Below are 12,757 nucleotides of genomic sequence, written 5' to 3'. Positions count from 1 at the left end.
CTTTCCATCCGGTGCAGGATCGCCGTCTGCGCGGTGCCCAGGCGCCCGGTCGGCCGGGATCGTCCGAAGCCCCTTTTCATCGCAACCGTCGCGCCGATCGACGGCGTTGGCCTTTGCGCCCGTTGTTGCGTAGCCTTGGCGTTGGGGCTGCGCCTCGCTTTGCGGGCTGTCGACCCGACTTGATGGTGCCGCGCCGGCCGCCCGGATTTCGCCGGGACCTGGCGCACGCGATCGCATCGTCGTTTTCAGCTGACGGTCCGATCGGATCGCCTCGTTCTCCTGCGCAGATGCAATCGTTGCGTCGCGCCGGATCGCCGATGGCGGGACCTTGGCGCGCGTGCCGGCGACGCCGCGGCGATCTGTTCGGCGCGGCCGGAAGGGCATGTCCCGCCCAGCGGGTTCGAACGTGTCGTAACGGACGATCGTCGATCGGGGCGGCGAGCCTCCGTGACCGGCAATCGCGCGCCCGCGCCTATTCACGCGATGCCTTCGGGTTCGGGCGCGTTGGAGTTCGGTCCTGGCGCGAGATGGGATCGGACAGGACACGATTGCTAGTGGTTCGACCGAGACGGATGGTCCCCATCCGTCTTGTGAATCCGAGCCACTAACGTTTTGATTGTGTGGTCAATTCAATCTGACATTTGCGGGACGCCAATGTCGGATTCTGACCACTACGCACATCGACAACTGCCTTCGGAAGCCGTCCGCATTACGAACCGGTCCGAAGCAGCAGAACGAAGATCAGCAGCCAGACCGCGCCATTCAACATGCAGAGAATGTAAATCATCAGCCGCTCGCTTCCCGTTCTCGGGAAGGCATCGATCTCGGCTTCGATGATGGTGAGATCCAAGGGCGCGTCATCGACGACATTGCGTCGGATGAATCGAGAGATCGCGCATCGGATCCGAGCCGTCAAGACGGAAGACAGAGAGCGGTAGGAATCGCGCATTGTCGATCAGGCCCTTGGTTTCTTGAAGGATGGAGTCTGAAGGGACTATCTGGCTTCGGAGGGGTACCTGTAGGCTTTGAGTGAAGCATTTGCAGCGATTGCGCGATGTGTTTATGCCTGTCGGCTTGCTGGCGGTCGCCGGAACGATTGAATGGTCACGGCGAATGAAGCCGGACGATATTATCTGATGCATCGGGACGTCTTGGTCCCGGGGCGTTTCAAGGCCGTGGGAGTGTCGCCGCAGATCGACGAAGACGGGCCATGGCGCCGACGCCGGAGTGGCAACGCCCCGAAGCGCCGGCACGTTGCAACCTCGTCCGTCAATCGAACGTCTCCGGGGGGGAGCGGCCCGCCGCCCCACCCACTCGACGGCGGCGCGGCCGGGCACGGCCGCCCCGTCGACCGCAGCAGTCGCCGTCGTCAGCGCATGTAGACCTTGCTGCGCTCGGTCACGTCCGGCATCGAACCGGCTACGCTGCGCAGGAAGTCCTGCACCTCCTGGCGGTTGTCGTCGACCATGACGCGGAGCTCCGTCGTCACGTCGACGGACAGCCGGCGCATGCTCTCGCGCAACTGCTCGAGAGTTCCGGAGATGACGGCGTCGAGATCGGCGATCCGGACACCCTGCGTCTCGAAGAACTCCCGGGCGGCGTTGCCGCCGAGCGCGACCGTCTGCAGGGCTTCGGCTCCGCGCTGGTTGACGTCGGTGACGGTGGCAAGACCGGCCAGAACCTGATCGAGCGCCTGCTTGGTCGCGGCGATCGATCCGGCCAGCGGCTCGGCTGTCTTGTCGTAGAGCAGGCCCAGATCGGCGATCGATCCGGACGACCCGGCGATATTCCGGCCGGCCGCATCGATCTCGCGGCCGGTAGCCGAGATCACCTCGGCGGTCCGGTCGATCCGGCTTGCCAGGGCGGAGATGCGAAGGTCGAGCTGTTCCACGGCCGCCTGCAGCTGCGTGGCGGCCTGCTGCGTGCCGTGGGCGATGCGCTCGACGCTCTGCGACATGCCGGCGGCGAAATCCTCGCGCAGGATGCCGCCGTTGCGCCGGAACTCTTCTGCCGACTGCCGCATGGCGATCACCATGGCCTGGCCGGCCTCGTCGAGGACGCCGCCCAGATCGCGCACCTTCAGTTCCAGTTCGGCCGTGCTGGCCCGGGTGAAGTCCCGCCCCGCATCCTGAACCTTCCGTGCCAAGGCTTCGACGCCGGCGGTGATCGAGGCCAGAGACCGCTCGGCGGTCTCGGACGCCTTGACGGGCAGGTGTGCAAGGGCGCCTTCGAGCGTTGCAGCCCCGGCCGCGATGGTCGCGACCGCCTGTTCGGCGGACTTCGCGACATGGTCCGGCAGGGCGCCGATGACGCTGTCCAGGTCCTCGATGCGCAGGCGCAGGGTGCGGGTCATCTCGTCGACGACGCCGAAGATGCGATCCGGGATCGTCTCGACGATCCCGCCGAGCGCCACGATCTGGGACTTCTGGGTCTCGGCGCTGCTGGCCAGGACGCTGTCGACGGCGTCCGCCGCCGCCTCCAGCCGCCCGGCCGCGACGTTGATTCCATCGGTCAGTCCGGTACCCGTTTCGGCAACCCCGCGGACGACGGTCTCAAGGGCGTCGACGGCGGCCCGGACGGTTCCCGACAGCGCTTCCACCTGCGCGGTGGCGGATTGCTGCCAGAGCGACGCGAGGGTCTCGGACATCCGCTCCGGCTGCCGGATCAGTTCGGCGGAAGCCAGTTCGAGACGGTTGGCCAGACGGTCGATCTGGCGACCCAGTCCGGAGACGGCGTCGTCGATCCGGGTCCGTGCCACCTCGGCGGCCTCGCCGATGGTCGCAATGCTCTGGCTCGTGTTGCGGTTCAGTTCGACACCGGCGCCGGTCAGGCTCTCGCCCGCGGCCTGGATGGTCGACTTGAACTGATCGCCGGTCGCTGCGAAGTCCGAGAAGAGCGCGGTAAAGCGCTGCTGGGAATGCTCGGCCAGCACCCGATGTTGGTCGCGCAGATCGGCGATCGCGGTGCTCAGGCTCTGGGTAAGGCCGGCAACGCTCGACTCGGCGGCATGGCCGATGGTGACCGGCACCTTGCGCAGGGTCGTCTCGATCTCCTCGACGGCTTCGCGCAACGATCTCATCGCGCCCGTGGTCGCCCCGACGACGGTGGCGGGCAGGCGCGACACGCTTTCGTTCAAGGTCGCGGCCGACAAGTCGATGGCCTTGACCGCGTTGAGGGCCGAGGTTTCGACGACCTGCGGAATGCGCTGCAGGACGTTCTCGATGGAATCGAGCTGACCGGCGACGCGCGAGCCGTGGGTGAACAGGGCATCGTCGAGCGCTTCGCTGCTCGACATCAGCACGCGTGCCGCCTCACCGACTGTATCGCCGATCTTCCTGTCGGCATCCTTGAGCACGGAGACCACGCCCGACAAAGCGGACACGGATTCGGTGACACCGGAGGACAACAGCGTGATCTGGCGACCGACGGCCGCCTCCCACAACCGGCCGAGCGTGTTGGCCACATGCTCGGGCTGGCGTGCCAGTTCGGCGGAGGCCGTGTCGATGCGTCCGGACAGTTCATCCACCTGCACCTTGAGGGACTGCACCGATCCGGCGAAGTCATCGCGCAGCTGACCGGACGCGATGGCCAGAAGCTGGGCGCCTTCGCGGCTTCCCGCCACCAGCCCGTCGCCCGCCTCGCGCACCGAGGCGGCGGTGCGTTGCGTGGCTTCGGCAAGGTCGCTGCCCGCGGCCAGGAGCCGCGAGGAGACGGCATCGACCTGGACATGAAGGCCGGATGCAAGCGTCTCGACGATCGCCCGCGTCCGGTCGAGCACCTCCTGGGATGTCCTGTCGAGGGTCGCGCCGACCGTTGCGGCCGTGGTCTCGGCGGAGGTCTTGAGCGTAGCCGGGAGGGCGGCCATCAGGCTCTCCAGCTCCCGCACCTGCCCGACCAGCGCCTTGGAGGACGCGGCCTGTTCGGCCGCGACATCGGCGGACTGGCGCGTGATCGACTGGCCGGCCTCTTCGAGAAGGCGGCCAAGGCTTTCGACCCGGCTGGCCAGGGTGTCGACCATGCTGCCCGTGAAGCCGACGAACTGCTGCTTGAGGTCCTGGACGGCGGCGGTCATCCCGGCGCCGATCGTGAAGACGGCCGATTGGGAGGCGTCCGACATGGTGGCCGGCAGGCGCTGCAGGGTCTCGTCGATCTGATGCAGCCGTTTCGCGACGGTGTCGGCGGCTGCGACGTTGATGTCTGCAGCCTGATGGGTCTGCCGGACCAGCGTTTCGCCGGTCTCGATCAGGGTCCCGCTCAACGCGCGGATCTTCTCGGACGCCATGTCGGAGAAGCGTCCGGACTGGGTTTCCCAGCCCTGCGCCGCCGCCTCGATCGCGGCGCCGATGCGGACGACCGAGTCCTGGGTCAGGGTCGAGACGCTCGTCGGCAGCGTCTGCAGGACGGCCTCGACCTGCCGGATCTGCGTCGCGATCGCCTGCGCGGCCTCGACATTGGTTCCGGCGGCCTGCTCGGCCTGGCGGCGCAGGTTGTCGCCGGCCGCCTCGACGCCCGACTGGAGCAGCCCGATGCTGGTGGTGACCGTCGCATCGAGCTGCTGGCCGATCGTCCGGGTGCGCTCGCGCACGTCCTCCGCAGTCGCGTTCAGGACGGTGCCGATCGTGCCCGCCGCCGCCTCGATGGCGGCGCCGATGCGGACGACCGAATCCTGGGTCAGGGTCGAGACGCTCGTCGGCAGCGTCTGCAGGACGGCCTCGACCTGCCGGATCTGCGTCGCGATCGCCTGCGCGGCCTCGACATTGGTTCCGGCGGCCTGCTCGGCCTGGCGGCGCAGATTGTCGCCGGCCGCCTCGACGCCCGACTGGAGCAGCCCGATGCTGGTGGTGACCGTCGCATCGAGCTGCTGGCCGATCGTCCGGGTGCGTTCGCGCACGTCCTCCGCGGTCGCGTTCAGGACATTGCCGATCGTACCCGCCGCGCTCTCGGCGGAGGCCGCGATCGAGCCCGGCAGGTTCTGCAGTACGGCCTCGATCTCGCGCAGGCGTGCACTCAGTCCGTCGAGTGCGGTATCCGTCGCCCGGGTGACGGCGCGCGGAACCTGGGCGAGGCCCGAGTCGAGGTCGGCGATCGCGACCCTGACGATCTGCGCCGCCTCGCTGGAACTGTCGCCGACCGAGCGCACCAGATCCGCCAGCGTGTTGCGGACGGCCCCGAGCTGCTCGTTCAGGCGGTCGGTGCCGGAGGCCAGTGTCCCCTCCAACCGATCGGTCGCCCGGTTGAGACCGGTCGCGGAACTATCGATCTGCTGGGCATAGTGCTGCTCGGCCGCCCGAACGGTGCCGCTCATGCTTTCCAGTGCGGAAGCCGAGCTCCTGATATTCTCGGCCACGATTTCGAGCTGCCGTTCGACGCTGCGGCTCCAGACCGCCTCGAAGGCATCGGCAACCCGGGCCGGATGGACGGCGAGTTCGGCCGAGGCCGCCCGGACATGGCCCGAGAATTCGACGATCTGCTGCTCGAGCGCCTCGACGGCTCCCGACAGGACGGAGCGCGCGCTTTCGGCGCTCTCGCCGACGAGACGGCTGCCGTCGACGACGCTGAGACCAAGATATTCGCCCGCCGTACGCAACTCGCCGGACGCCGCCTGGGTCGCTTCCAGGATCTGTTCGGCGGCCCGTCCCAGCGCGACGGTGATCTGTTCCGACTGGCGCTCCATCTCCGCCGCCGCCATGTCGTTGAACGACCGCGTCACATCCTGCATCCGCAGCGAGGTCTCCTCGACCCCCGAGGTGATGGCGATCAGCGCCCTGTCCGTCGCCGCAACGACGGAGCCGGGGATGCGGGCGAGCGAGTCGTCGAGCGCGCCGACCTGGGCCTTCAGGGACGCCGCGGCAGCCGACGCGGCCTCGTTGACCACGGTCGGGACGCCGGCGAGAACCTTCTCGAGGCTGCCGATCTGCGCCTTCATGGCCTCGACGGCGGCCGTGGACGCCTCGGTGACCACCGAAGGAATCCGGGCCAGGGACCGGTCGACATCGGCGAGCCGCGCGGCCATCGAGCGGGTCGCTTCGCCGGCCGCATTGGTCACGAGACCCGGCAGTTCGCTGAGGGCATTCTTGAACTGATCGAGCCGGTTGCCGATCTCCGCACTGCGGCTGTCCATCATGTCGCCGAAATGCTGGGTCGTCGCCAGCAGCCGCTGCGACGCCAGCTCGATGGTCGAACCGAAGCCCTGCTCGACCGACTGGACGGTCCGGGCGATCTGTTCCAGCTGCTCGACATTGCTGCGCAGGGACCGGTTCATCAGGTCGGTTTCGGCCTGGGTCGCCTCGCGCCACAGCCGGACGAAGCCGTCGCCGGCGCGCGTGGCGAAGTCGTTGGAATTGCGCTCCATCGTCGCGCCGATCCGCGTGATCTCGCCGATCAGCGGGTTGATGGTGGCGGAGATCGAACTGGCGATCTTGGCGGCGATCAGCTCGGGAAGCGGCTCGGCATGTTGATTGAGGACCTTGGACACCTGGCCGCCGATCGATTCCGACAGCGCATCGCGCAGACGGACCAACTGGCGCTCGTTCTCCTCCGATGCCCGCAGTTGGCGCAGGGCAACCAATTCGCGTGGGACGTGATTGGCGAGCGCCCCGAAGGATTCGATCAGATCCTCGATCACCCGATCCTTGCGCACCGCAAAGGCATTGGCGTCGCCTTGGCGAAGCTGCCGGACGATCATCGCGACGGCCAGCACGACGACCCAATAGGCCGCGCTTTCGGCGCCACTCCAGGTCCCGATCAGAAGCCCGAGCGCGCCGAGCAGCAGCCCGGCCGCGACGACGCTTTCGATCAGGGCCGGCATGTCGTCGCAATCCATCAGGTCGCGCAGCCGGTCGCGCCGGAACACGTCCTCGGCGCCGATGGTGGCGATGATCTGATCGGACCGAATCTCGAAGCCGGAGCGGTAGCGGATCCAGGGGGCTGCGAAGGGCGATGCTGCGAAGGTCGCGTCCACCTGGGCGATGCGGGCCTCGGGCTTGTCGAGCGCGATCGCGGACAGGAGCTTGTCCTGCAACGCCTTCACAGTCTCGATCGCCGCACGCCGACGGGGGCGGCAGACCGCAAGGTACCACCCGATCGACGCAACGAGCAGGCCGAGAGCGATCACCAAGGCAAAATCCCGGCTGCCCAGCACGGCAATGACCGGAGCGAAGGCTCCCAGCTGGTGCGACATCGACATCATTCACGTCCTTGGTTCGCAGGAGATCGGCAGGAGGACAGTCACAGCGCAATCGATGCTGGATCGGTCGGTTCGGTCAGAAAATCGGTCGGGTTTGGAGGACCTTGACCTCAACCGGCCGCGGACCGGCCGTGCCGGCCCAGGACCTGAAGCCCGAGGTGGCGGACGGTTCCGAACTGGCGATCGCCTCGGTCCTGATCCGGGAGGTGACCACCGGCGTCTCGACGGTTGCCGCGTTGGCGGCCGACGACAGAGGCACGGTCGACCGTTCAGGCAGCAGCAGCGCGGCCACCAGGCCGCCGGCCAGACAGATGCCGACCAGAAGCGACAGCACTCCGGGGCCGGATGTCGGCGGACCAAGCCACCGCCGGCGCCGCTGCCCCGAGAAGGTTGGCAAGTGCAGTATCTTTGCGGTGGTGCGTTCCGGGTCGGGCGCCGGCGCCGGCGCCGGATCCGGCTCCCGGCTTGAACGGCCGGCGTTCTCCTCGCTGGCCCTGGCGGCAGAGCCGGGAAGCCGGGCGGGCGGAGGACGATGGGCCGGCGGCGCCGATGCGGGCGGCGGCGGCGGCACCACGGCCCGTTCGCGCATGGCGAGCGGACGTCGCGGCGTTGGCGCGGAAGTATCCGAGGCCGGAGCGGGTCCGGGTTTGGCGGCCGGAACGGGCGCATTGTCGTCCGGGGCTGCCTCCGAGCGGCGTCCCGGCATGGCCGTCGGACGCGGCGGCCTGGAGACGAATTCCTCGGGCTCCGCGATGCCGAACATCGACAGGAAATCGTCCGCTATGCCGGTCCCGGATGCGGGCGGTTCGACGGGTTCGCTCGGGGCCGGCGCCGTCCCGACGGCACTATCGGTCAGCGCGTCCCAATGCGCTTCGGGCAGAGTGACGAGATCCGGACGGCCCGCCGGTTCGACGGACGGGGACTTCCGCAGCGAGACGGTCTCCTCGGCCGCCTCCGGCTCGTCGGCGGCCTCCCATCGGGCTTCCGGCATCGGTTCGAAGATCGGGGCGGCGACGGTCGGAGGGCTGACGGGCTTCGGCGCCGCCCGCGCGCTGGACGGAGCCGCGGCGGGGGCAGGGGCGTCACGGCGGATTGCGGGCGCGATCGATTCGACCGTTGCGGCCGGAGCGCGGTGCGCCGGACGATTCGGCGCCGGACGCGGCGTTGGCTTGCGGGCCGTCGCCGATCCGGCCGGCACGGTCGAGCGCGTCGCGTTTTCGCGGGCCGACCTCAAGAGGCTGAGGCATTCCACGTCGCGCAGCAGGAGGCCGTCGCACAGACTGCCGGATTCGGCGCCGATGACCGGCACGGGCACCGCACGGCTGAGGGCCAGGGCCAGCTTGTCGTTCTGGCCGACCGCCAGAATCGCGAAGGCACCCGCCTCCGCCACCGCGCGCGCATCGTTCACAACCTGGATGGCGTGCCATTCGCGTTCTGCCGCCGTGAACTGTGCGCCCAGTCCGGCCTCCTCCGGCATGGCGATGTCGGCGCGCGCGATGACCGGTACCTTGCAGGATGCCAGATGGCGGATCGTCTCGATCGCCACGGTCTCGAGCGGCAGCAGGACGCCGCAGCATTCCACCTCGCGTAGGATGTGGATGCTGGTCTCGTAGGCGAGGTCGAGCGAATGCGTCCAACTCGCGTGCGGCAACTCGACGACGATTTTCGACGCCGGCGCGCCACGGGCGACCGCATGGGCATGCAGGACCATCATGGCGAGATCGGCGCTGGCCGGCGACGGCAGGCCGTGGATCTGCATCGCCACATCGCAATCGACCACCAGCAGGTCGCACAGCGGGTCGAGTACCCTGGCATAGGGTGCGGTATAGGCGGTGGCCGCAATGATCCGGCGCCCCCCCTTCCGATCTCTCAAGGACGGCCTGCCATCCGTAGCTGTCGGACTTGCGTGCTTCATACCCGTCGCCAGCTCTACGCTTTCCGATGCCCGTCGGAGCGATTTCGTAAAATTTAACGTGCATTTAATAAATACGATCGGCAGAGTGCCGAGCCAGACACAAAAGTTCGAATTAGGCGGAAGTGCTCAATCTGGGCATAAACGTAGTAGCGGTTAATAACTACATTATTGGATTAGATTTCCGCATCATTTCTATCCATGTAAATCGTGGATCAGCGCCCATTATGGGCGTTCCAGGAGTGCTAAGCACGACAGCCGGCACGGAGTGCCGATCGCCCACTCGTGCATCGCTTCCGAGGACTATCGCATGACGCTACGCCAGTTCCGGCTGCTTCCTGGCGTCGCGACCGTTGCGTTCGGCCTCGCTCTGATCGGATGCTCGGGTTTGCCTTCTTCCGGACCATCCGCCGATGTCGTGATCGATCAGTCCCGTCAGGACGCCGGAACCCGTCTGGTCGAACTCGACCTCGGGTCGGCGCGCGCCGCATTCGATCGCAGGCGGAGCGTGATCGGGGCGAGCTTCCCGCGTCTGGCGAAGCCCAATCCGATCCTTCTCGGCCGGGGCGATGTGCTGGACGTGCGCGTCATGGAAGCCGGCGACAACGGGCTGTTCGCGAATTCGCAGACGCGCGGTACCCAGTTCACGGCACAGATCGACCAGGCGGGTAACCTCTTCACCCCCTACGGCGGTTCCATGAGGGCGGCTGACCGCAGCCCGGAGCAGGTCCGGCAGGCCCTGCAGCGCAGCCTCGCCGACAAGGCGATCCAGCCCCAGGTGCTACTTTCGGTCACCGCCAGTCGCGGCAATTCGGTGACGGTGCTCGGCGATGTCGAAAAACCGGGTCTGTTTCCGCTGAGTCCGGCGGGGACGCGTCTGATCGATGCGATCGCCGCCGCCGGCGGCGCCCGCTCCGCGTCCTTCGATACGGCCCTGACGATCAAGCGGAAGGACGCCGTCGCGCATCTCTATCTCGACGACCTGCTGGCCGAGCGCGACAACAACATCCTGTTGGCGGCGAACGACGAAATCCTCGTTGCCTCCGAGCCGCGCAGCTACGCGATCCTGGGCGCGGTTGCGACCTCCGGCGATGTGAAGTTCGGCGCGGCGACCGTGACCCTGGCGGAGGCGCTTGCCCGGGCCGGCGGCCTCGACAGTCTGGCGGCCGATGCCGGAGGGGTCTTCGTGTTCAGCTCCGAACCGCCGACGCCGGATGCTGCCTCGGGCGAACGGCCGGCGCCGGTCCTCTACCGGTTGGACTTCTCGTCGCCGGACGCCTTCTTCATCGCCCGTCAGATGCATTTGCGCGACAAGGACGTGGTCTATGTCGCCAGTGCTCCGGCGGTCGAACTGGCGCGGGTCCTGGAACTCGCCGGCCGGACAACCGCCGTGGCGCGCGGTGGCGTCGGTCTGGCGAGCGATCTCAAGAAGCTGCGCTGACCGGGCGGATCGACGTCCCGGCGGCCGGAGACGCGGTTGGGAACCGAGCCGACCGACGGAACATCGCGTACCGGCGCGGCTCCGCGCCCGGAGCCGGGCAGGGCGCAGCCGGTTCAGACCGCCGGATGTCGCTCGATGGCACGGGCGAGCGCCTCGACGAAGTCGACGGCGACCGGCGAGGGGCTGCGCTGGGGCGGATAGACGGCGGCGAAATCGAAGTCTATGCGCGGCTCGAATCGGCGCGCGAGGACGCCGCGGCCGGCGAATTCGGTGGCCGTGAAGGGGTCCGCGATGGCGACCCCGAGACCGGACGAGACCATGCCGCACATGATCTCCGACAGGCTCGTCTCGACCCGGAGCACGCGGCGCACGTCCTCGCGCGCGAAAACCTGGTCGACCTGATGGCGGCTCGAACTGCCGGCACTGAGCGAGATGAAGGTCTCGCCTTCCAGATCGCGCGGCACGATGACCTCCTTGCTGGCCAGCCGATGGCCTTCCGGCAGCACCGCGACCCGAGCGACGGCCGGCATCCGGACGGCGTTGAGCCCCGCATGAGCGATCGGCACTTCCGCGAACCCGACATCGCATTGGCCGTTGAGCACCCAGTCGACCACGATCGGCGAAATCACGCCGAAGAGGGACAGGTTGAGATTTGGGCGGTCCATCAGGAAGTGACCGGCAAAGCGCGGTAGGAAGCCGTTGGCGAGCGCCGGCAGGGCCGCGATCCGCAGGCTGCCGATCCGCCGGCCGCGGATTTCCTCCGCAGCGGCGGTAATCCGCTCCAGGCCGACGAAGGAGCGCTCGACCTCGGTGAACAGTGCCATGGCGGCCGCCGTCGGCACGAGCCCCGTCCCGCGCTTCTCGAACAGTTGCAGCCGCAGGAGATGCTGCAGGTCGCGCAGCAGACGGCTCACAGCCGGCTGGGTCACGGCCATCAGGTTGGCCGCCTCGGTGACGCTGCCGGTCAGCATCACGGACCGGAAGGCCTCCACCTGCCTCGGATTGATGCGTGCCATGAAACTGGGCCTATTCATAACATTGGAGCATGAATAGCTTGCCATTATTCATTGGACGGCGGAAGGAGGTGTTGCGAGCATTCCGGTGGCGCGTCATCGCGGGGATGCCGCCGCACGGGGAGATCAGTCGAGATGAAAAGTCAGGGCCTTCTTGCCGCTGCGAGCCTCACGGTGCTCGTCGCATCCCTTTCGACTGCTGCGGCGCAGCAGAAGACATTCTATGTCGCCGGCTACGGCGGCTCGTTCGAGAAAACGATGCGCGACGAGATCATCCCGGACTTCGAGAAGAAGCACGGGGTCAAGGTCGAATACGTCGCCGGCAACTCCACCGATACGCTCGCCAAGCTGCAGGCGCAGAAGGGCAACCAGCAGATCGACGTCGCCATCGTCGACGACGGCCCGATGTACCAGGCGATCCAGCTCGGCTTCTGCGGCAAGATCCAGAACCTGCCGGCGGCCGATCTGCACGATGCCGCCCGCTTCAAGGACGATCGCGCCGTCGCCATCGGGCTGGTCGCGACTGGACTGATGTACAATACCAAGCTGTTCGCCGAGAAGGGGTGGGCCGCGCCGACGTCCTGGAACGACCTGAAGGATCCCAAATACCTGAAGCAGGTCGTCATTCCGCCGATCAACAACACCTACGGGCTCTACACCCTGCTCATGTTCGCCAAGATGAACGGCGGCGGCGAGAAGGCCATCGAGAGCGGCTTCAAGGTGATGAAGGACGAGGTCAACAAGAACGTATTGGCCTACGAGCCTTCGCCGGCCAAGATGACCGAACTGTTCCAGTCCGGCCAGGCCGTGATCGCCGTCTGGGGCAGCGGTCGCGTGCAGTCCTTTGCCAATACGGGATTCCCGGTCGATTTCGTCTATCCGAAGGAAGGCGCTGTCACGCTGCTGGCCTCGGCCTGCCCGGTCGAAAAGGCCGACGCCTCGCCGATCGCCTCGGAATTCATCAAGGCCATGCTCGAGCCGAAGATGCAGCTGATCCTGCTCAAGGACTACGGCTACGGCCCGGTCAACAAGACCGTCCAGGTCCCGCCGGCACTCGGCGGTATGGCCCCGGTCGGCGAGAAGGCCGCCAAGCTCTACAATCCGGACTGGACGGCGATCAATCCGCAGCGCGAGGACTGGACCAAGCGCTGGAACCGCGAAGTCGAACGCTGATCGCCCGTCCCTGAATTCCTGATCCGTCTGGC

Annotated in this window: 6 protein-coding genes; 2 read left to right on the top strand and 4 right to left on the bottom strand. The window is 67.6% G+C overall.

The features are described from left to right. Positions 1-709: 709 nt before the first annotated feature. The 3 genes from KL771_RS14830 to KL771_RS14820 form a co-directional block, all read right to left on the bottom strand. A complete protein-coding gene (locus KL771_RS14830; protein WP_261969333.1) occupies positions 710-850 on the bottom strand; it encodes a hypothetical protein in 141 nt (46 codons plus the stop codon). 519 nt (positions 851-1,369) lie between these two features. Beyond that, complete coding sequence (locus tag KL771_RS14825) at positions 1,370-7,180, bottom strand: apolipoprotein A-IV repeat region-like domain-containing protein (protein ID WP_261969332.1); 5,811 nt, start codon at positions 7,178-7,180, stop codon at positions 1,370-1,372. An 82-nt stretch (positions 7,181-7,262) separates the two neighbouring features. Beyond that, entirely contained in the window at positions 7,263-9,059 is a 1,797-nt protein-coding gene (locus KL771_RS14820) for a 3-methyl-2-oxobutanoate hydroxymethyltransferase (protein WP_261969331.1), read from the bottom strand. A 349-nt stretch (positions 9,060-9,408) separates the two neighbouring features. Here KL771_RS14820 and KL771_RS14815 point away from each other — a divergent pair, with 349 nt between their 5' ends. After that, positions 9,409-10,539 carry a polysaccharide biosynthesis/export family protein gene (locus KL771_RS14815; protein ID WP_261969330.1) on the top strand — a complete coding sequence of 377 codons (1,131 nt, stop codon included), beginning with the start codon at positions 9,409-9,411 and terminating at the stop codon, positions 10,537-10,539. Between the two features lie 113 nt (positions 10,540-10,652). Here KL771_RS14815 and KL771_RS14810 read toward each other — a convergent pair whose 3' ends face one another. Next, on the bottom strand, positions 10,653-11,555 hold the full coding sequence (locus KL771_RS14810) for a LysR substrate-binding domain-containing protein (protein ID WP_261969329.1): 903 nt from the start codon (positions 11,553-11,555) through the stop codon (positions 10,653-10,655). A 132-nt stretch (positions 11,556-11,687) separates the two neighbouring features. On the opposite strand from KL771_RS14810, the gene KL771_RS14805 reads away from it, so the two are divergent. Next, on the top strand, positions 11,688-12,725 hold the full coding sequence (locus KL771_RS14805; protein ID WP_261969328.1) for an ABC transporter substrate-binding protein: 1,038 nt from the start codon (positions 11,688-11,690) through the stop codon (positions 12,723-12,725). Positions 12,726-12,757 lie beyond the last annotated feature (32 nt).

This window comes from Prosthecodimorpha staleyi, from assembly GCF_018729455.1.
In the GTDB taxonomy this organism is placed as follows: domain Bacteria; phylum Pseudomonadota; class Alphaproteobacteria; order Rhizobiales; family Ancalomicrobiaceae; genus Prosthecodimorpha; species Prosthecodimorpha staleyi.
This window is presented reverse-complemented; position numbering and strand designations above follow the sequence as displayed.

Excerpts from the sequence above, each read along its gene's own strand:
- KL771_RS14805 (WP_261969328.1), top strand. The coding sequence starts at position 11,688 with ATGAAAAGTCAGGGCCTTCTTGCCGCTGCGAGCCTCACGGTGCTCGTC.
- KL771_RS14810 (WP_261969329.1), bottom strand. The coding sequence starts at position 11,555 with ATGGCACGCATCAATCCGAGGCAGGTGGAGGCCTTCCGGTCCGTGATG.
- KL771_RS14815 (WP_261969330.1), top strand. The coding sequence starts at position 9,409 with ATGACGCTACGCCAGTTCCGGCTGCTTCCTGGCGTCGCGACCGTTGCG.
- KL771_RS14825 (WP_261969332.1), bottom strand. The coding sequence starts at position 7,180 with ATGTCGCACCAGCTGGGAGCCTTCGCTCCGGTCATTGCCGTGCTGGGC.